This window comes from Mesorhizobium sp. M1004, from assembly GCF_040318795.1.
Taxonomy (GTDB): domain Bacteria; phylum Pseudomonadota; class Alphaproteobacteria; order Rhizobiales; family Rhizobiaceae; genus Mesorhizobium.
Genome location: NZ_JAMYNB010000001.1, coordinates 369815 through 388339, shown reverse-complemented (window position 1 = coordinate 388339; position 18525 = coordinate 369815). Strand labels below are relative to the sequence as shown.

Sequence of the window (18525 nt, the reverse complement as noted above, 5' to 3'; positions counted from 1 at the left end):
TGTGTCGTTCTCAGGCACCTGCAACCGCGCAGAAATGCTTCATCCTGGCCAGCGCAAGCTCGGGATCGGCGAGCAACCCTGCCTGGTCGGCAAGGCGGAAGATGTCGGCATAGTGCAGGATGCCGCGCGCCGACTGCATGCCGCCGACCATGGCGAAATGGTCCTGATGGCCGTTGAGCCAGGCCATGAAGACGATGCCGGCCTTGTAATACTCCGTCGGCGCCTCGAAGATCTTGCGCGACAACGGCACTGTCGGCGCCATCAGCGCGTCATAGCCGGCGCGGTCGCCCTCAGCCAGTTTCGCCAGCGCCGCACTGGCGACCGGCGCGATGGCATCGAATATGCCGAGCAAAGCGTGCGAGTGCCGCTTCCCGTCGCCGGCAATCAGTTCGGGATAGTTGAAATCGTCGCCAGTGAACATGACGACGCCTTCCGGCAGCCGGTTGCGCAAGGCAACTTCCTTGCCGGCATCGAGCAGCGATATCTTTATCCCCTCGACCTTATTAGCATGGCGCTCGATGATGGCGACGACGGTGTCGAGCGCAGCCTCGAAATTCCCACTGCCCCAATATCCCTGCAACGCCGGATCGAACATGTCGCCCAGCCAGTGCAGGATGACCTTGCCGGATGCCTGGCTGAGGATGCGATCGTAGACCCTGATATAGTCGTCCGGATCTTTTGCGACCGTCGCCAGCGACCGGCTGGCCATCATGATCGCCTTGCCGCCCTCGCCTTCGATGAAGGTGAACTGCTCCTCATAGGCGGCGATCACATCGTCGAGCGTTCTGGCAGCGGCCGGCGCCAGATGATCGGTGCCCGCGCCCGAGGCGAGGTCTGCGCCTTCGACGCTGCGCGCCTCGGCGATCGAGCGGCGGATCAATTCCTGCGCATTCGCCCAGTCGAAACCCATGCCGCGCTGGGAGGTGTCCATCGCCTCGGCGATGCGGAAGCCAAGCCGCCACAAATGATGCCGAAACGCCATCGTCTTGTCCCAATCGACCGCAGGCTTCGACCAGGGGTCGGTCATCGCGAAAGGATCGGCGACGACATGGGCCGCGGCATAGGCGATACGCGGGAAAACCGCACCGATTACGGGCTCGACCGGACTGCCCGCCAGCTTGTAGCTGACGCGGCCGCCATTCTGCGTAGGCAGGGTGATATCCATGGCAACCTCCGTTTTCGGCATCCTATAAATGGAACGTTCCAATAAATCAAGAACCTTTATGATTGCGGCGATTGAACCGGTCCAAATGCCGAAGAAGGCTAAGAGTCCTTGCTACGAACCACATTCATCACCTTTTCGATCTCCGCAAGAATCCCGATTGACTCTCGGTTGGCAGAGTGATTAGAACGTTCCAATAGATTTGCCCATTTAAGCGGAGGAAACCACCGACATGGCCAGCCGGGCCAAGGCAACGATCCTGGACATCGCCCGCGAGGCTGGTGTGTCCAAATCGACGGTGTCGCTTGTGCTGCAAGGCTCAGGGCTGATCCGGCCTGAAACCGCGGTCAAGGTTCGCAAGGCGATCGAGGATGTCGGCTATGTCTACAACCGCGGCGCCGCCAATCTGCGCAAAGCCCATTCCAACGTCATCGGCATGGTCATCAACGATCTCACCAACCCCTTTTTCGCCGAGCTGGCGGTCGGCATGGAGCGCGTCTTCCAGTCGGCCGGCATCGTGCCCTTCATCGCCAACACGGCGGAGAACCCGGTGCGCCAGGAAGAAGTGCTGAAATCGCTGATGGAACAGGGCGTCGCAGGCCTGATCGTGTCACCGGCACGCGGCACCACGCCGGGCGCCTTCCGTCGCCTCGAGATGGCGGGCGTGCCGGTCGTCTTCGCCATGCGCCGCCTGCCGGACAGCCGCATCCCGGTGATCGCTCCTGACAACCATCGCGGCGCGTATCTCGCCGCCGCCCATCTGATCGGCAAGGGCCATCGCCGGCTGGCCTTCTTCGGCGGCACCTCCGACCTGGTCGTCTATCAGGAGCGCCTGGGCGGTTTTCGTGAAGCTTGCCAAACATTGGGCATTGCCAGGCGCGACGTGCTTGTCGTCGAAGGCGAGACCAGCCGCAGGGGCGGCATCGCGTGCCTGGAAACCGCCCTTGCCATGGCCGAGCCGCCGACGGCGGCACTGTGCTTCAACGATGCCGTCGCCTTCGGCGTCATGCTGGCGCTGCGCAAGCGCGGGCTGGAGCCCGGCGCGGACTTTGCTGTCGTCGGCTTCGACGACGTGGTCGAAGCCGAGCATTATATGCCGGCGCTGACCAGCGTCTCGGTGGACACACCCGGCCTCGGTGAACGCGCCGCTCACGTCATGCTGAAGATGATCCAGTCGCGCATCACGCATGCCGAGGACCATATCGGCGCCGTCAATCTGGTCGTCAGGGACAGCTGCGGTCCCGATCGCGGCGCCCAGGACACATCAGCAGGAATGGGAGACGCGGCATGAGCGTCAAATGGGGACTGATCGGCGCCAGCACGATCGCCAAACAGTTCATGATCAACGCCATCCGCGCGCAAGAGGGTGGCGAGATCGCGGCGGTGATGAGCTCCAGTCCGCAGCGCGCCAAGACTTATGCCGCGGAACAGAATATTCCGCTTGCCGTCTCGAGGCTGGACGACCTGCTCGGCGCCGAAATCGACGCCGTCTACATCTCGACCACCAATGAACTGCATCTCGAACAGGCATTGGCTGCGATCAAGGCGGGAAAGCATGTTCTGTGCGAAAAGCCGCTGGCGCTGAACAGCGCCGACGCGCGCACAATGGTCGCCGCCGCCAAGGAAGCCGGTGTCGTGCTTGGCACCAATCATCATCTGCGCAATGCCGGCGCCCACCGCGCCATGCGCGACGCCATATCAGCCGGCCATATCGGCAAGCCGATTGCCGCGCGCGTCTTCCATTCCGTCTATTTGCCGGAAAACCTGCAGGGCTGGCGCATTACCAAGCCTGAGGCCGGCGGCGGCGTGGTGCTCGACATCACCGTGCATGATGCCGACACGCTGCGCTTCGTGCTCGGCGACGACCCGGTCGAGATTTCGGCCTTCACCCAGTTGGCCGGCATGGCCAGCAGCGGGCTGGAAGACGGCGCCATGTGCATCTGGCGCTTCGGGTCGGGCATCATCGCCCAGTCGCATGAAGGCTTCACAACCAAGTTCGCCGATACCGGCTTTGAGGTGCATGGTTCCGAAGGTTCGCTGATCGCAAAAAATGTGATGACGCAGAAGCCAGTCGGCTCGGTGCTGCTACGCACCGCCAAAGGCGAGGAGGAACTGAGCTTCGACCGAGAAGACCTCTACGCCAGGTCGCTGCGCCAGTTCCATGCCGCCATGCGTGGAGAAGGCCAGCCCTCCGCCACCGGCGAGGACGGCGTCTGGTCGCTGGCCTCAGCCGAAGCAGCGTTGCAGTCGGCAAAGTCCGGCAAGGCCGTCACTATCGATCCGAAAGGTGTTGTGTGAGCAAGCTCGTCTCCGCCGCTGAAGCAGCAAGCCTCATCAAGGACGGCATGACCGTCTCCGTCTCGTCGTCGAGCGGCCTTGGCTGCCCTGACGCCGTCCTGGCTGCCATCGGCGAGCGCTTCGACGCCGAAGGCCATCCGAAAGACATCACCACGCTGCATCCGATCGCCGCCGGCGACATGTATGGCATCAAGGGCATCGACCATCTGGCCAAGCCCGGCTTGTTGAAGCGCACGCTCTGCGGCTCCTATCCCTCAGGCCCCTCCTCGTCCGAGCCGCCGCAGATATGGAAGATGATCGGCGACAATTCGGTCGCCGCCTACAACGTGCCCTCCGGCATCCTTTTCGACATGCACCGCGAGGCCGCCGCCAAGCGGCCGGGCGTGCTGACCAAGGTCGGCCTCGACACTTTTGCCGACCCGCGCCACCAGGGCTGCGCCATGAATGAGGCTGCAAGCGAGCCGATCGTCTCGGTGCAGCAGTTCGACGGCGAGGAATGGCTCTATTTCCGCTCGATCGTGCCCAACGTTTCGATCATCCGCGCCACCACCGCCGACGAGCGCGGCAACCTCACTTACGAGCATGAAGGCGCCTATTTGGGCGGCCTCGAACAGGCGCTCGCCGCGCGCAACAATGGCGGCATCGTCATTGCGCAGGTCAAGCGCGTCGTCGAGAACGGCACGCTGAAGCCGCATGACGTGCGCGTGCCCGGCGTGCTGGTAGACCACATCGTGGTGGCGCCGGACCAGTTGCAGACGACGTTGACGCCTTACGACCCGGCGATTTCGGGCGAGATCTTCCGGCCGTTGTCCAGCTTCCGCAACGCTGAGATGAACGTCCAGAAAGTAATCGCGCGCCGCGTCGCCATGGAATTGCGCGACGGCATGGCGGTCAATATCGGCTTCGGCATCTCGGCAAACGTGCCGCGTATCCTTCTCGAGGAAGACCAGCACCGCAAAGTCACCTGGGTGATCGAGCAGGGCGCCGTCGGCGGCGTGCCGCTGCTCGACTTCAAGTTCGGCTGCGCTTCCAATGCCGAGGCGATCATGCCCTCGCCGCACCAGTTCATCTATTTCCAGGCCGGCGGCTTCGATGCCTCGCTGCTCTCCTTCTTGCAGATCGACCGCCATGGCTCCGTCAACGTGTCGAAACTCTCGGCCCGGCCACATGTCACCGCCGGGGCCGGCGGCTTTGTCGACATCACGGCACGGGCGAAAAAGATCGTCTTCTCCGGCTTCTTCAATGCCGGCGCAAAACTGTCGCTCGCCGATGGCGGCATTCGCATCGATGCAGAAGGCAAGGTGAAGAAGGTGGTCAACGAGGTCGAGCACATCTCCTTCTCCGGCAAGCGCGCCGTCGCACAAGGCCAGGACATCACCTACGTCACCGAGCGCTGCGTGATGAAGCTGACGCCGGACGGTCTGATGGTGACGGAACTGGCGCCTGGCATCGACCTCGAACGCGATGTGCTGGCGCAGTCCGAAACACCGCTCGGCGTCGCCAACGACCTCAAGGTGACACCGGCGGCGCTGTACCAGGATCGGCCGATCGGCCTATCGCTGAATGGCGGCGCTTCTCTCGGAGGCGCGCATGGCTGAGCGCCTCGTCACCTTCGAGCAGGACGGCGCCATCGGTATCGTCACGCTGCGCCGGCCGGAGAAGTTCAACGCGCTGGACATTCCAATGCTGCGCGCGCTCGAGACAGCGCTCGACGAAGCCGAAATGGCTGAAGGCGTGCGCGTCGCGCTGATCCGCGGCGAAGGCAAGGGCTTTTGCGCCGGCGGCGATGTCGAGGCCTGGGGCGAGATGAGCGCTGCCGACTTTCAGGTGCAATGGGTGCGCTACGGCCACCGCGTCTTCGACCGACTGGCGCGGCTGCGGCAGCCGACCATCGCGGTGCTTTCCGGCCATGCGTTGGGTGGCGGGCTGGAGCTGGCAGTCGCCTGCGACTTCCGTGTCGCCGAAACGCAGGTGAAGCTCGGCTTTCCCGAGACATCGATCGGCGTCGTCCCCGGTTGGTCCGGCACGCAGCGCGCCGTGCGCCGCTTTGGGGCCCAGATCGTGCGCCGCATGGCGCTCGGCGGCGAGCTCTTTGCCGCCTCCGACGCGCTTGCACTCGGCGTCGTTGACCGCGTGGTCGAGACCGGCCAGGCGCTGGCAGAGGCCAGGACTTGGGCCGAAAAAATCGCCGGGCGCGGGCCGCTCGCAACCGAAGCCGCCAAGCTGATGATCGCAGTCGCCGAAGGCGAGGAAAGTGCGGCCGCCACCGAGGCGCTCGCCAGCGGCTTCGTTGCGCTGACCGGCGACCTCAAAGCCGGCGTGAGCGCCTTCAAGGCCAAGCAGAAGCCGGCCTTTTCGAGATCCTAGAGAAAAGCATGATGAACGCACCGCTCAACATTTCGATGCCAGCCGAGGCGTCCAAGGCGCCGAAGGCTTACAAGCTCCTGATCGACGGCAAGCATGTCGATGCCCGTGACGGCCGCACGATTGCGCGCAACAGCCCCGGCCATGGCTTCACCGTTTCGCGCTATGCGCAGGCCGGCGAGGCCGAGGTGGAGGCGGCCATGCAGGCCGCGCACAAGGCATTCGAGACCGGCCCGTGGCCGCGCACGAAGGCGGCCGAGCGCGCCGCGATCCTGCTCAAGACGGCTGACCTGATCGAGGCCCAGCTCGAAGACATCGCCCGCCTCGATGCGCTGGAATCCGGCAAGCCGATCGCCCAGGCGCGCGGCGAGATCGGCGGCGCCGTCGACATCTGGCGCTATGCCGCCTCGCTCGCCCGCACGCTGCACGGCGAGAGTTACGCCAATCTCGGCGACGCCATGCTGGGCGTGGTGCTGCGCGAGCCGATCGGCGTCGTCTCGATCATCACCCCGTGGAATTTCCCGTTCTTGATCGTCAGCCAGAAACTGCCCTTCGCGCTCGCCGCCGGCTGCACCGCGGTGGTCAAGCCGAGCGAAATGACCTCGGCCTCGACCTTCGTGCTCGGCGACATCCTGATGCAGGCCGGCCTGCCCGCCGGCGTCGTCAACATCCTGGCCGGCCTCGGCGCCGATGTCGGGGGGCCGATGGTCAGCCATCCGCTGGTCGAGATGGTGTCGTTCACCGGCTCTACCCGCGTCGGCAAGATGACCATGGCTTCTGCCGCGCAGTCGCTGAAGAAAGTCTCGATGGAGCTCGGCGGCAAGAACGGCCAGATCGTCTTCCCCGATGCCGATCTCGAGGCGGCCGCTGACGCAGCAGTGTTCGGCGGCTTCTTCAACGCCGGCGAATGCTGCAATGCCGGCAGTCGGCTGATCGTGCATGAAGCCATCGCCGACGATTTCCTCGCCACTGTCAAGGCCCTGACCGCCAAGGTAACGGTCGGCGACCCACTCGACGACCGAACCAAGGTTGGCGCGATGATATCAGCCGACCATCTGACCAAGGTCGCAGATTACGTTGCGGCAGCAGCAAAAGACGGCAGCAATGTCTATAGCGGTGGCGGCCAATTGGCGTCCAATGCCGGCCAGTACCTCGATCCGACCATCATTCGCGGCGTTACCGAAGACATGGCTATTGCGCGCGAGGAAGTGTTTGGCCCGGTGCTCTCCGTGCTGACTTTTGGATCGATTGAAAAGGCGTTGCACATCGCCAACAACACGCCCTATGGTCTGTCTGCAGGGGTGTGGAGCGCCAGAATCGACACTTGTATGTCGGTGGCGCGTGGTGTGCGTTCGGGGACCGTTTGGGTGAACACATTCATGGAAGGCTTTCCCGAGTTGCCATTCGGGGGCTACAAGCAGTCCGGCATCGGACGCGAACTCGGCAAACGCGCTGTCGAGGATTATACCGAGGAAAAGACAATCCAGTTTCATCGCGGCCAGCGCACCGGTTGGTGGGTCGGCTGAGTTTGGAAGAACCCGGTGGGCTTCCACCGGTCGTGTAATGCAACAAGGGAGGTAGAACATGTTGCGCAAACTGCTTATCGGAACGGCTCTGGCGACGGCCTTTGCTTTCTCGGCCCATGCCGAAGACGTCAAGGAAGTGCAGATGCTGCATTGGTGGACGTCGGGCGGCGAAGCGGCTGCTCTCAACGTCCTCAAGGGCGACCTTGCCAAGGAAGGCTATGCCTGGAAGGACGTGCCGGTGGCCGGTGGTGGCGGCGACGCCGCCATGACTGCGCTGAAGGCGATGGTCGCGGCCGGCAATTACCCGACCGCGTCGCAGATGCTCGGCTACACCGTGCTCGACTATGCGGCGGCCGGCGTCATGGGCGACCTGACCGAGACGGCGAAGAAGGAAGGCTGGGACAAGTCGGTTCCGGCAGCCCTGCAGAAGTTCTCCGTCTATGATGGCAAGTGGGTCGCTGCTCCAGTCAACGTCCACTCCGTCAACTGGCTGTGGATCAACAAGGCGGTGATGGACAAGATCGGCGGCACCGAGCCAAAGACCTTCGACGACTTCGTCGCCCTGCTCGACAAAGCCAAGGCGGCTGGCGTTATTCCGCTCGCCCTTGGCGGCCAGAACTGGCAGGAAGCCACCATGTTCGACTCGGTTGTGCTGTCGACCGGCGGACCTGAGTTCTACAAGAAGGCCTTCAACGACCTCGACGACGAGTCCCTCAAGTCGGACACGATGAAGAAGTCGTTCGACAACCTCGCCAAGCTCGTCACCTATGTCGACCCGAACTTCTCGGGCCGCGACTGGAACCTTGCCACCGCCATGGTCATCAAGGGCGATGCCCTGGTGCAGGTGATGGGTGACTGGGCCAAGGGCGAGTTCAACGCCGCCAAGAAAACGCCGGGCACCGACTTCCTGTGCTATCGCTTCCCGGGCACGGAAGGCTCGGTGGTCTACAACTCCGACATGTTCGGCATGTTCAACGTTCCGGACGACCGCAAGGCCGCCCAGGTCGCGTTGGCCACCGCCACCCTGTCGAAGAGCTTCCAGTCGGCCTTCAACGTCGTCAAGGGTTCGGTTCCCGCCCGTACCGACGTTCCGGACACCGACTTCGACGCGTGCGGCAAGAAGGGCATCGCCGACCTGAAGGCTGCCAACGAAGGCGGCACACTGTTCGGCTCGCTTGCCCAGGGCTATGGCGCGCCTCCGGCGGTCGCCAATGCCTACAAGGACGTCGTTTCGAAGTTCGTCCACGGTCAGATCAAGACCTCGGACGAAGCCGTGACCGAACTGGTCAAGGCAATCGACGACGCCAAGTAAGCCCTGGCCGGCAAGACACCTTTCCCGCTTCGGCGGGGAAGGTTCGCCTCAGGATTGGCCGGCTGGCGCAATTCCAGGAAAAGTGTGAGCGGTTTTCCGGCCGGAATTGCGTAAAAGAAAGAGTTAGAGAGGTTCGCCGTTTCCGTGAAACGGTGAAACCCTCTTGAACACCATGCCGACCAGAGACCCGTATGCACGGGGCCGCCTTGCCTCCTGACGGCAGAGCACGGACGACCCTAACGGGAGGAGCCTCATGAGCAGTGTAGCGACGACCCAGATCAAGCTGACACCCGAGCGGTCTCGCCCCTCCGTGCGCGCGCGATTGCAGGACGCGCTGCCGAAGATCGTGCTGGCGCCGAGCTTCGCCATCACCATCGTCTTCGTCTATGGCTTTATCCTGTGGACTGTCTATCTGTCCTTCACTAATTCCAAGACCTTCCCGTCCTATGTCATTACCGGACCACGCGCGTATCTACGGCTGTGGGGCTGGACGTTCGACTCCGACCCGCCATCGAGCTGGTACACGTCGATCGTCAATATGGGCATTTTTGGCTTTCTCTACATCGCCATCTGCCTGGCGCTCGGCCTGTTCCTGGCCATCCTGCTCGACCAGAAGATTCGCGGCGAAGGCGTGTTGCGGCCGATCTATCTCTACCCGATGGCGCTGTCCTTCATCGTCACCGGCGTCGCCTGGAAATGGTTCCTCGACCCCGGCCTCGGTCTTGAGCAGACCTTGCATCAGTGGGGCTGGACGAGCTTCCATTTCGACTGGATCAAGAACAAGGATTTCGTCATCTACACGGTGGTCATTGCCGGCGTCTGGCAGGCCTCCGGCTTCATCATGGCGATGTTCCTGGCCGGCCTGCGTGGCATTGACGGCGAGATCATGAAGGCGGCGCAGATCGACGGTGCCACCACCTTTCAGCTCTACCGCCGCATCGTCATTCCGCTGCTGCGGCCAATCTTCCTGTCGGCCTTCATCGTGCTCGCGCACCTTGCCATCAAGTCCTACGATCTCGTCGTGGCGCTGACCAGCGGCGGCCCCGGTGGCTCGGCCTGGCTGCCGTCCAACTTCATGTATGAGTACACCTTCAAGCGCAACGAAATGGCCGTCGGCTCGGCCAGTGCCGTGATCATGCTGATGACCATCGTCGCCATCATCGTGCCCTATCTCTATTCCGAACTGCGGGAGAAGCCGCGATGAGCGCTGTCGCCACCCCTGCCCGCCCCGCTGCTTCCCAAAAGGCCTCCGGCGGCATGAGCACCAAGACCCTCAACCGCATCGTCATTTACGGGCTTCTGGCGCTGTTTGCGCTGTTTTATCTGATGCCGCTGTTCGTCATGCTGGTGACCTCGTTCAAGACCATGGACGAGATCCAGAACGGCAACATGCTGGCGTTGCCCACGGCGCCGACCTTCGACCCGTGGCTGAAGGCCTGGGGCGAGACCTGCGTCGGCCTCACCTGCGCCGGCATCAAGGGCTATTTCTGGAACTCGATCAAGATGGTGGTTCCAGCCGTACTGATCTCGACCATGCTCGGCGCGCTCAACGGCTACGTCTTGACCAAATGGCGTTTTCGCGGCGCCACGCTGGTGTTCGGGCTGATGCTGTTTGCCTGCTTCATTCCGTTCCAGTCGGTGCTGCTGCCGATGGCGACCATTCTCGGCAGCTTGGGACGTTTCGGCGTGAAGCTGCAGAATGCGACGGGTACGAGTTTCGGTCTCGGCAATCCGACGGTCAACCTGGTCTTCGTCCATGTCGTCTACGGCATCGGCTTCACCACGCTGTTTTTCCGCAACTATTACGAGGCGTTCCCGAACGAACTGATCAAGGCGGCGCAGGTCGACGGCGCCTCCTTCTTCCAGATCTTCCGCCGCATCATGCTGCCGAACTCGATGCCGATCTTCGTCGTCACCGTCATCTACCAGTTCACCAACATCTGGAACGACTTCCTGTTCGCTTCGGCTTACGCCGGCACAGGCGACTCCATGCCGATGACGGTGGCGCTCAACAACGTCGTCAACACCTCGACCGGCGTCGTCGAATACAACGTCAACATGGCGGCCGCGATGATCGCGGCTCTGCCCACTCTGATCGTCTATGTCGTCGCCGGCCGCTATTTCGTGCGCGGGCTGATGGCTGGCGCGGTCAAGGGCTGATCAATTCGGAAGGAACGACCATGGCTTTTCTGGAAATTGATGGGCTGAAGAAGCGCTTCGGGAATGTCGAGATCCTGAAGGGCATCGATGTCGAGCTCGAAAAGGGCGGCTTCCTGGTGCTGGTCGGCCCGTCCGGCTGCGGCAAGTCCACCTTGCTCAACACGATTGCCGGCCTGGAGCAGATCACCGAGGGCGAAATCCGCGTCGACGGCCGCGCCATCAACGATCTGCACCCATCCAAGCGCGACATCGCCATGGTGTTCCAGAGCTATGCGCTCTATCCGAACATGACGGTGGCCGGAAACATCTCCTTCGGCATGGAGATGCGCGGCGTGCCGGCCGACGAACGCCAAAAGGCGATCGACAAGGTGGCCAAGGTCCTGCAGATCGGCCACCTCCTGCAGCGCAAGCCGAGCCAGCTTTCCGGCGGCCAGCGCCAGCGCGTCGCCATGGGCCGGGCGCTGGTGCGCGACCCCAAGCTGTTCCTGTTCGACGAGCCTTTGTCCAACCTCGACGCCAAATTGCGCGTCGACATGCGCATCGAGATCAAGCGCCTGCATGCCACCACCGGCACAACCATCGTCTACGTTACCCACGACCAGATCGAGGCGATGACGCTGGCTACCAAGATCGCCGTCATGCGCGACGGCGAGGTGCAGCAGTTCGGCACCCCGGCCGAGATCTACAACAACCCGACCAATTTGTTCGTCGCCGACTTCATGGGTTCGCCAGCGATGAACCTGATCCCGGCGACCATTGCCACGTCGGGCAATGCGCTGTCCGTCGTGTTGGAGCGCGAGGCGCGCGAGCCGATCACGCTGCCGATGGCCAACGCGCCGGCGGGTCTTTCGGCATTCCAGGGCAAGCCGATCATCTTCGGCGTGCGCCCGGAAGCGCTGACCGATCCGGAAGGTGCGGAACGCAACGCCTCCAACATTGCCACTGCCGACCTGCACATCGAAGTGGTCGAGCCGGCAGGGTCCGACACGTTCGCGGTGACCAACCTCGGCGGCAAGGGCGTGGTGGCGCGGTTGCGGGCCGACGCCAACATCCAGCCGGGCACCAGCACGCCGCTCGCCTTCAACCTGACCAAGGCCGTGTTCTTCGATCCGGCGACCGAACACCGCATCCGCTGATCGAGATGGTCAGCCCCGATATCGTCATCATCGGCTCCGGTATCGGCGGCGCTACGATCGCCTCCGGTCTGGCGGGCAGCGGTGCCTCGATCCTGATGCTGGAGCGCGGTGAGCCCTTGACGGCAACGCCGCATGCCCGCGACACGCGCTCCATTTTCGTCGACGGCCACTACCGTCCGAAGGAGATGTGGCGCGAGGCCGGCGGTGCGGCCTTCAACCCCGGCAATTACTACTATGTCGGCGGCAATTCGAAATTCTATGGCGCGGTGCTGATCCGCTACCGCAAAGAGGATTTCGCCGCCATGGAGCACTTCGGTGGCGTCTCGCCGGCATGGCCGTTTTCCTACGATGAATTCGAGCCTTGGTATTCGAAAGCCGAGCAGCTGTTTCGCGTCCGCGGTTCACTCGGCGAGGACCCGACCGAACCGTTCCACTCCATCCCCTATGCCTTCAAGCCGGTGCCCGACGAGGCGCCGATTGCGCGCGCCCGCGCCGAGCTGAAGGGACTGGGCCTGCACCCCGCCTCGCTGCCGCTCGGCGTCGACATCGACACCTGGCTGAAAGGGGGCAAGACCGGCTGGGACGCATTCCCCAACACCGCCCAGGGCAAGGTTGATGCGCAGACCGGACCGCTGACGGCTGCACTCAAGGACAGCAATATCCGACTCGAAACCGGCTGCCATGTCGAATATCTCGAAGCGTCGTCCGACGGCAAAAGCATCGCTGCCGTTCACTACCGTCAGAATGGCGAGATGAAGAAAGTCGCGCCGAAGCTTGTCATCCTGTCCGCCGGCGCGGTCAATTCCGCCGTCATCCTGCTGCGCTCGCCTTCACCAGATGGCAAAGGCCTCGCCAACCGCTCCGACCAGGTCGGCCGCAATTTCATGAACCATAATTCGAGCGCCATGCTGGCGATCGATCCGCGCCGCAGGAACGACAGCGTCTACCAGAAGACGCTGATGCTGAATGACTACTATCTCTCCGACGGCAAAGGCGGCAAGCCGCTCGGCAACGTCCAGCTGCTCGGCAAGATCGACGGCAACATGTTGAAGGCCAACGTCAAACGCGTGCCGAAATTCGCGCTCGATTACATGGCCGGTCACGCCGTCGACTGGTATCTGATGTGCGAGGATCTACCCGATCCGGAAAGCCGCATCATGGTCGACGGCAAGGACATCGTCATGCAATGGCGGCGCTCCAACATGCAGTCGCTGGACGGGCTGACCAGGGTGATGCGTGAGAACTTCCGCGCCTGCGGTTATCCCATCGTGCTGTCGCGTCCCTTCGACAAGCGCACGCCCTCGCACCAGTGCGGCACGGTGAAAATGGGCGACCATCCGGCGACGTCGCCGCTCGACCCTTTCTGCCGCGCCTTCGACCACCCGAACCTGTTCGTTGTCGACGCCAGTTTTTTGCCGAACTCGGCCGCCGTGAATCCGGCGCTGTCGATTGCGGCACAGGCGCTGCGCGTGGCCGAGCATATTCGCCGAACGGACCTCGCGGCATGACCCGCCCCGCAGCAATCGTCACCGGCGGTGCGCGCGGCATTGGGCTCGCCTGCGCCGAGGCGCTGGCCGGGGACGGCTTCGACATTTTGATCGCCGACCTTGCCGAACAAGCGCCGGACGAACTGGCCGCCAACATCACCGCACGGGGTGCGGAGTTCGCCTATGTCCGTTGTGATATCGCCAACCTCGAGGATCACACGGCCCTCGTCGACGCCGCCATACGTGCCTTCAGCCGCATCGACTGCCTCGTCAACAATGCCGGCATCGGCGCCGTGGTGCGCGGCGATCTGCTGGAGCTGAAGCCCGAGAATTTCGACCGTGCGCTGGACGTCAATTTGCGCGGCACAGTCTTCCTTAGCCAGGCCGTCGCCAAGGCGATGCTGGCGGCTCCCAGCAATCATCCGCGCTCGATCATCACCATCACCTCGGTCAGCGCCGATATGGCCTCGCCGGAACGCGCCGACTACTGCATCTCGAAAGCCGGCCTTTCGATGTGGGTGAAGAACCTGGCGCTACGGCTTGCGCCGGAAAACATCGGCGTGTTCGAACTGCGGCCGGGCATCATTCGCACCGACATGACCGCGAGCGTATCAGCCAAATACGACGCGCTTATCGACAGCGGCCTGGTGCCGGCAAAACGCTGGGGCGAAGCATCGGACATCGGCGCCGTGGTGGCGACGCTTGCCGCCGGCAAGCTCGGCTTTTCCACAGGCTCGATTATCAATGTCGACGGCGCGCTCTCCGTGCCTCGACTGTAGGTGGATAGGGTTATGACCGACTACATCATCGTAGGTGCCGGCCCGGCCGGCTGCGTTCTGGCCAACCGGCTGAGCGAGGATCCAGCGAACTCCGTGCTGCTGCTCGAGGCCGGCGGCAAGGACTGGCACCCCTACATCCACATGCCGGCGGGCTTTGCCAAGATGACCAAGGGCATCGCTTCCTGGGGCTGGTCGACCGTGCCGCAGAGGCACATGCAGGACCGCGTCTTCTGGTATACGCAGGCGAAGGTGGTCGGCGGCGGCTCGTCCATCAATGCCCAGATATACACGCGCGGCAACGCTCGCGACTACGACGCATGGGAGAAGGAAGAGGGCCTCGCGGGCTGGGGCTATCGCGACGTGCTGCCTTATTTCAAGCGCGCCGAGAACAACCAGCGCTTCGCCAACGATTTTCACGGCGACCAGGGGCCGCTCGGCGTGTCGAACCCTATTTCGCCGCTGCCGATTTGCGAAGCCTATTTCCGCGCCGGCCAAGAGATGGGCATCCCCTTCAACCCGGATTTCAACGGCGCTAGCCAGGAAGGCGTCGGCTACTACCAGCTGACCCAGAAGGACGCCCGGCGCTCATCCGCTTCGGTCGCCTATTTGAAGCCCATCCGCGCCCGCAAGAACCTGACCGTCCGAACCGATGTGCTGGTCACCCGCATCGTCGTCGAGAAAGGCCGCGCCACCGGCGTCGAGATCGTCGACAAACCCGGCGGCGAGAAGACCATCATGCGCGCCGAGCGCGAAGTGATCGTCTCGTCCGGCGCCATCGGTTCGCCGAAGCTGTTGATGCAGTCGGGCATCGGCCCGGCTGATCACCTGAAATCGGTCGGCGTGACGCCAGTGCATGATCTGCCCGGTGTCGGCTCCAACATGCAGGACCATCTCGATTTGTTCGTCATCGCCGAATGCACCGGCGACCACACCTATGACAACTACGCCAAGCTGCACCGCACCACGTGGGCCGGCTTGCAGTATCTGCTGCTGAAGAAAGGGCCGGTCGCCTCCAGCCTGTTCGAGACCGGCGGCTTCTGGTACGCCGATCCGACCGCCGCCTCGCCCGACATCCAGTTTCATCTGGGACTGGGCTCCGGCATCGAGGCCGGCGTCGAGAGGTTGAAGAACCCCGGCGTGACCTTGAACTCGGCCTTCCTGCGCCCGCGCTCGCGCGGCACGGTGCGGCTGAGCAGCGCCGACCCGGCCGACCACCCGCTGATCCATCCCAACTATTGGTCGGACCCTTATGACCGCGCCATGTCGATCAAGGGCCTCAGGCTTGCGCGCGAGATCATGCGGCAGAAGGCGCTTGCACCTTACGTGTTGCGCGAGGTGCTGCCCGGACCATCGCTCGCCAGCGATGACGAGCTGATCGACTATGCCTGCCGCACCGCCAAGACCGACCATCACCCCGTGGGTACCTGCCGCATGGGCCATGACGATATGGCGGTGGTCACACCGGACCTGCGCCTGCGCGGCATCGAGGGCCTGCGCGTCTGCGATGCCTCGGTGATGCCGCGCGTGCCTTCCTCCAACACCAATGCGCCGACCATCATGGTCGGCGAAAAAGGCGCCGACATCATCCTCGGCCGCGAGCCGCTTCCGCCGGCGGTGTTCTCCGGCAATCGGGCCGCATAGCCACTTAGGAGAACGAACCAATGATCAGACACTGCGTCTTCGTACGCTTCCTCAGCGATGTGCCCGCCACCGAGCGCACGGCAATCCACGCCGATCTCGAAGCACTGCGCTCCGTTGTCGACGGCATGGACACGGTCCATTTCAGCACCAATGTCAGCCCGGAGCCGTTCGCGCGCGGCTTCAGCCATGCCTTCACCATCGACTTCCGCGATGCCGCCGCCCGCGACGCCTATCTCGTGCATGAAGCGCATCAGCGCGCCGGCGCCCGATTGGTCGCAGCGCTCGAAGGCGGCACCGACGGGCTGATGGTGTTCGATCTCGACATTACGAAAAAGTGACCGCGCTTCTTTCGAAAGCCGGCTGACGCCTGTTCTCTTTTGCGCCCCAAGGAACATATCGTTCCCCGGGGGCGTTTAGGAGGAACGTCGTGGCTCTCACCGCGCAGCAGAAGAAAACCGTCCTTGCCTCCTTCCTCGGCTGGACGCTCGACGCTTTTGATTTCTTCCTTCTGACGTTCCTGCTCACCGATATCGCAACCTGATTCAACACTGACGTCCCGGCAGTCTCCAAAGCGTTGTTCCTGACGCTGGCGACACGCTTCATCGGCGCCTTCTTCTTCGGCAGGCTGGCCGACAAATATGGCCGCAAGCCCATTCTGATGCTCAACATCGTCAGCTATTCGGTGATCGGCCCGCTGGCTGCCTTCTCGCCCAATCTCATGGCTACGCGCTGGCGCTGTTTGCCGGCGTGGTCGCCGTCTGCATCATCGTCGTCATCCGCTTCAGTCCGGAACGGCGCGGACAGGTGATGACGGTGCTCGGCTGAAGTATCAGGCTCTCAGCCCAGTCTGAGGGCCACGACACCGGCGACGATGCTGAGCGCGGCGGCGCCGCGCCAGCCTGTCATTTTCTCGCCGAGCGCGAAAACCGAGATCATCATGGCAAACAGGATCGACGTCTCCCGCAACGACGCCACCGAGGCGATCGGCGCCTTGGTCATCGCCCACATGACGATCCAGTAGGCCGCGCCGCTGAGCACGCCGGTGAACAGGCCTGCCTTCCAGTCACGCGCCAGCACGGGCAGCGCCTTGGGCCCGCGAAAGATGAGGCACAGCACCAGCGCCCACGTGGCATCGCAGATGAACAGCCATGCGGCATAGCTCTGCGCCGTCGCCGCCAGCCGCGCGCCGCTGCCGTCGGAGAGCGTGTAGCTGGATATGAAGATCGAAGTGCCGAGCGCAAAGCCGACCGCCCGCACATTGATCCGCTCCAGATGCGCGCCGCCGCGAAACGACATCACCAGCGTGCCGGCCGACAGCAGCAGGATGCCGAGGATGGCGAAAGGCGCCGGCATCTCCTGCACCACGACAACGCCGCCGAGGGCGGTCAAAAGCGGCGCCGTGCCGCGCGCCAGCGGATAGGTCTGGGCGAAATCGCCGGCCTTGTAGGCGCCGATCAGGAAGGTCCGGTAGCCCATGTGAAAGAGCACCGAGGCGATTATAAAGGGCCATACCGCGGCCTTTGGAAACTCGACGAAGGGCAGCACGAACAGTGCGGCAAAACCCATGCCCAGTGTCATCAGCGTGATCGACAGGAAGCGATCGAGATGGACCTTGACCAGCGCGTTCCAGATCGCGTGCATGGCGGCGGCGGCAAGCACCGCGAAGAAGACGAAAAGCGTCATCGAGGGCTCACCGATCTCCTGAGCTCAAAGGCGTTTCGAGATCGATATCGATCCGGACCGGAAAATGGTCTGAAGCGATCTCGCCTATATCGGCACTGACCGAGCGCACACGGTCCGCGAACATACCGCCGACGAAGCAATGGTCGAGCCGGCGTTTTGCCACTTTCCCGTCGATCGTTTTCACATGGGTGTGGAAATCGGCAGCCGGCTCGCTAGCGACGGCAGCGGCATCAACAAAGCCGTCGAGATAAGCTGCCCCGCGATGATAGGGCGTGCTGCCGACGATGCGGCTGTATTCGGCGCTGCCAGGCTCCATGTTGAAATCGCCCATCCAGATCGCAGCTGTCGGGTTCTCCGGCTCGGCCTCGCCGCTGGTCCAGTTGCGCGAAGGCTCATCGTCCGCGCCGCTCCACGGGCCGCCCTCGGACGGCGCGCGGCGATGCTCGGCCAAGAGATAGTCGATCTGCTCCAGCCGCTCCTCCGCCGCGACATGGGCGAGGTGCAGCGACAGGACCCTTACCGGTCCGGCGGGTGTGCGGATCATGCATTCGAGCGCCGCATTGCGGGTGTTGAGCGGCTTGAGCGTGCGGCGCATGGGCAGCGCGTGCAGCCGCGACCAGGCGATCGGCAGCTTCGACAGCAGCATGGTGCCGAACTGGCGGCGGCGGTTGACGACCCGGCCGTCGCGCCGCTCACTGGCGTCCATGTCGAAGGCCGGGCCATAGACCCAGTAATAGCTAGGCAGCAGCTTGGACAGGACCTCCGGCTGGTCGTCCTCATTGGTGCGCTGCCAATGCCGCTCGACCTCCTGCAGCGCGATGATATCGGCGCCGTCGACCAGCTTGGTGCAGCGCGAAAGATCGTAACGGCCATCGCCGCCGAACCCGTACTGGATGTTGTAGCTGACCAGCTTCATTGCTTATCCGGCTCAATTTCGCTTTGGCAGTAGCGGTTCGGCAGATGGGTTGCAATGTACC

The 18525-nt window shown here is 63.4% G+C and carries 17 protein-coding genes; 14 read left to right on the top strand and 3 right to left on the bottom strand.

Annotation, left to right across the window (positions count from 1 at the left end; genetic code table 11):
* Positions 1 to 10: 10 nt before the first annotated feature.
* The gene (locus NKH54_RS01890; protein ID WP_023686428.1) at positions 11 to 1165 is read right to left on the bottom strand and encodes a dihydrodipicolinate synthase family protein; all 1155 of its coding nucleotides are present in this window, start codon (positions 1163 to 1165) and stop codon (positions 11 to 13) included.
* A 229-nt stretch (positions 1166 to 1394) separates the two neighbouring features.
* Here NKH54_RS01890 and NKH54_RS01885 point away from each other — a divergent pair, with 229 nt between their 5' ends.
* The 14 genes from NKH54_RS01885 (at position 1395) to NKH54_RS01820 (ending at position 16673) form a co-directional block, all read left to right on the top strand.
* Entirely contained in the window at positions 1395 to 2453 is a 1059-nt protein-coding gene (locus NKH54_RS01885) for a LacI family DNA-binding transcriptional regulator (RefSeq protein WP_023686429.1), read from the top strand.
* Entirely contained in the window at positions 2450 to 3460 is a 1011-nt protein-coding gene (locus tag NKH54_RS01880) for a Gfo/Idh/MocA family protein (protein ID WP_023686430.1), read from the top strand. Before NKH54_RS01885 ends, NKH54_RS01880 begins: the two co-directional genes overlap by 4 nt.
* Positions 3457 to 5058, top strand: a complete 1602-nt coding sequence (locus tag NKH54_RS01875) for an acyl CoA:acetate/3-ketoacid CoA transferase (RefSeq protein ID WP_352788521.1) — start codon at positions 3457 to 3459, stop codon at positions 5056 to 5058. Before NKH54_RS01880 ends, NKH54_RS01875 begins: the two co-directional genes overlap by 4 nt.
* On the top strand, positions 5051 to 5827 hold the full coding sequence (locus NKH54_RS01870) for an enoyl-CoA hydratase/isomerase family protein (protein ID WP_023828237.1): 777 nt from the start codon (positions 5051 to 5053) through the stop codon (positions 5825 to 5827). Before NKH54_RS01875 ends, NKH54_RS01870 begins: the two co-directional genes overlap by 8 nt.
* 11 nt (positions 5828 to 5838) lie before the next feature.
* The gene (locus tag NKH54_RS01865; RefSeq protein WP_023740947.1) at positions 5839 to 7350 is read left to right on the top strand and encodes an aldehyde dehydrogenase family protein; all 1512 of its coding nucleotides are present in this window, start codon (positions 5839 to 5841) and stop codon (positions 7348 to 7350) included.
* Positions 7351 to 7408: 58 nt separating this feature from the next.
* Positions 7409 to 8662, top strand: a complete 1254-nt coding sequence (locus tag NKH54_RS01860; RefSeq protein ID WP_027049809.1) for an ABC transporter substrate-binding protein — start codon at positions 7409 to 7411, stop codon at positions 8660 to 8662.
* A 253-nt stretch (positions 8663 to 8915) separates the two neighbouring features.
* Entirely contained in the window at positions 8916 to 9866 is a 951-nt protein-coding gene (locus NKH54_RS01855; RefSeq protein WP_023671182.1) for a carbohydrate ABC transporter permease, read from the top strand.
* A complete protein-coding gene (locus tag NKH54_RS01850) occupies positions 9863 to 10822 on the top strand; it encodes a carbohydrate ABC transporter permease (RefSeq protein ID WP_023671181.1) in 960 nt (319 codons plus the stop codon). The genes NKH54_RS01855 and NKH54_RS01850 overlap by 4 nt, the downstream gene beginning before the upstream one ends.
* Positions 10823 to 10842: 20 nt before the next feature.
* Positions 10843 to 11958 (top strand): ABC transporter ATP-binding protein, encoded by a 1116-nt coding sequence (locus NKH54_RS01845; protein WP_023671180.1) that lies wholly within the window; start codon positions 10843 to 10845, stop codon positions 11956 to 11958.
* A 5-nt stretch (positions 11959 to 11963) separates the two neighbouring features.
* The gene (locus tag NKH54_RS01840; RefSeq protein ID WP_023686433.1) at positions 11964 to 13466 is read left to right on the top strand and encodes a GMC oxidoreductase; all 1503 of its coding nucleotides are present in this window, start codon (positions 11964 to 11966) and stop codon (positions 13464 to 13466) included.
* The gene (locus NKH54_RS01835; protein ID WP_023671178.1) at positions 13463 to 14224 is read left to right on the top strand and encodes a 3-ketoacyl-ACP reductase; all 762 of its coding nucleotides are present in this window, start codon (positions 13463 to 13465) and stop codon (positions 14222 to 14224) included. The genes NKH54_RS01840 and NKH54_RS01835 overlap by 4 nt, the downstream gene beginning before the upstream one ends.
* 12 nt (positions 14225 to 14236) lie before the next feature.
* Positions 14237 to 15865 (top strand): GMC family oxidoreductase, encoded by a 1629-nt coding sequence (locus NKH54_RS01830; RefSeq protein WP_027049807.1) that lies wholly within the window; start codon positions 14237 to 14239, stop codon positions 15863 to 15865.
* Between the two features lie 20 nt (positions 15866 to 15885).
* Positions 15886 to 16203: a Dabb family protein gene (locus NKH54_RS01825; RefSeq protein WP_023825463.1), complete on the top strand. Its 318-nt coding sequence runs from the start codon at positions 15886 to 15888 to the stop codon at positions 16201 to 16203.
* 236 nt (positions 16204 to 16439) lie between these two features.
* A complete protein-coding gene (locus NKH54_RS01820; protein WP_027049806.1) occupies positions 16440 to 16673 on the top strand; it encodes an MFS transporter in 234 nt (77 codons plus the stop codon).
* Between the two features lie 29 nt (positions 16674 to 16702).
* Here the strand turns inward: NKH54_RS01820 and NKH54_RS01815 are convergent, their stop codons facing one another.
* Entirely contained in the window at positions 16703 to 17548 is an 846-nt protein-coding gene (locus NKH54_RS01815) for an EamA family transporter (RefSeq protein ID WP_023710923.1), read from the bottom strand.
* A gap of 7 nt (positions 17549 to 17555) precedes the next feature.
* Positions 17556 to 18464: an endonuclease/exonuclease/phosphatase family protein gene (locus tag NKH54_RS01810; RefSeq protein WP_023710922.1), complete on the bottom strand. Its 909-nt coding sequence runs from the start codon at positions 18462 to 18464 to the stop codon at positions 17556 to 17558.
* Positions 18465 to 18525: the final 61 nt, after the last annotated feature.

Excerpts from the sequence above, each read along its gene's own strand:
- NKH54_RS01890 (WP_023686428.1), bottom strand. The coding sequence starts at position 1,165 with ATGGATATCACCCTGCCTACGCAGAATGGCGGCCGCGTCAGCTACAAG.
- NKH54_RS01885 (WP_023686429.1), top strand. The coding sequence starts at position 1,395 with ATGGCCAGCCGGGCCAAGGCAACGATCCTGGACATCGCCCGCGAGGCT.
- NKH54_RS01880 (WP_023686430.1), top strand. The coding sequence starts at position 2,450 with ATGAGCGTCAAATGGGGACTGATCGGCGCCAGCACGATCGCCAAACAG.
- NKH54_RS01870 (WP_023828237.1), top strand. The coding sequence starts at position 5,051 with ATGGCTGAGCGCCTCGTCACCTTCGAGCAGGACGGCGCCATCGGTATC.
- NKH54_RS01865 (WP_023740947.1), top strand. The coding sequence starts at position 5,839 with ATGAACGCACCGCTCAACATTTCGATGCCAGCCGAGGCGTCCAAGGCG.
- NKH54_RS01860 (WP_027049809.1), top strand. The coding sequence starts at position 7,409 with ATGTTGCGCAAACTGCTTATCGGAACGGCTCTGGCGACGGCCTTTGCT.
- NKH54_RS01855 (WP_023671182.1), top strand. The coding sequence starts at position 8,916 with ATGAGCAGTGTAGCGACGACCCAGATCAAGCTGACACCCGAGCGGTCT.
- NKH54_RS01850 (WP_023671181.1), top strand. The coding sequence starts at position 9,863 with ATGAGCGCTGTCGCCACCCCTGCCCGCCCCGCTGCTTCCCAAAAGGCC.
- NKH54_RS01845 (WP_023671180.1), top strand. The coding sequence starts at position 10,843 with ATGGCTTTTCTGGAAATTGATGGGCTGAAGAAGCGCTTCGGGAATGTC.
- NKH54_RS01840 (WP_023686433.1), top strand. The coding sequence starts at position 11,964 with ATGGTCAGCCCCGATATCGTCATCATCGGCTCCGGTATCGGCGGCGCT.
- NKH54_RS01835 (WP_023671178.1), top strand. The coding sequence starts at position 13,463 with ATGACCCGCCCCGCAGCAATCGTCACCGGCGGTGCGCGCGGCATTGGG.
- NKH54_RS01830 (WP_027049807.1), top strand. The coding sequence starts at position 14,237 with ATGACCGACTACATCATCGTAGGTGCCGGCCCGGCCGGCTGCGTTCTG.
- NKH54_RS01825 (WP_023825463.1), top strand. The coding sequence starts at position 15,886 with ATGATCAGACACTGCGTCTTCGTACGCTTCCTCAGCGATGTGCCCGCC.
- NKH54_RS01815 (WP_023710923.1), bottom strand. The coding sequence starts at position 17,548 with ATGACGCTTTTCGTCTTCTTCGCGGTGCTTGCCGCCGCCGCCATGCAC.
- NKH54_RS01810 (WP_023710922.1), bottom strand. The coding sequence starts at position 18,464 with ATGAAGCTGGTCAGCTACAACATCCAGTACGGGTTCGGCGGCGATGGC.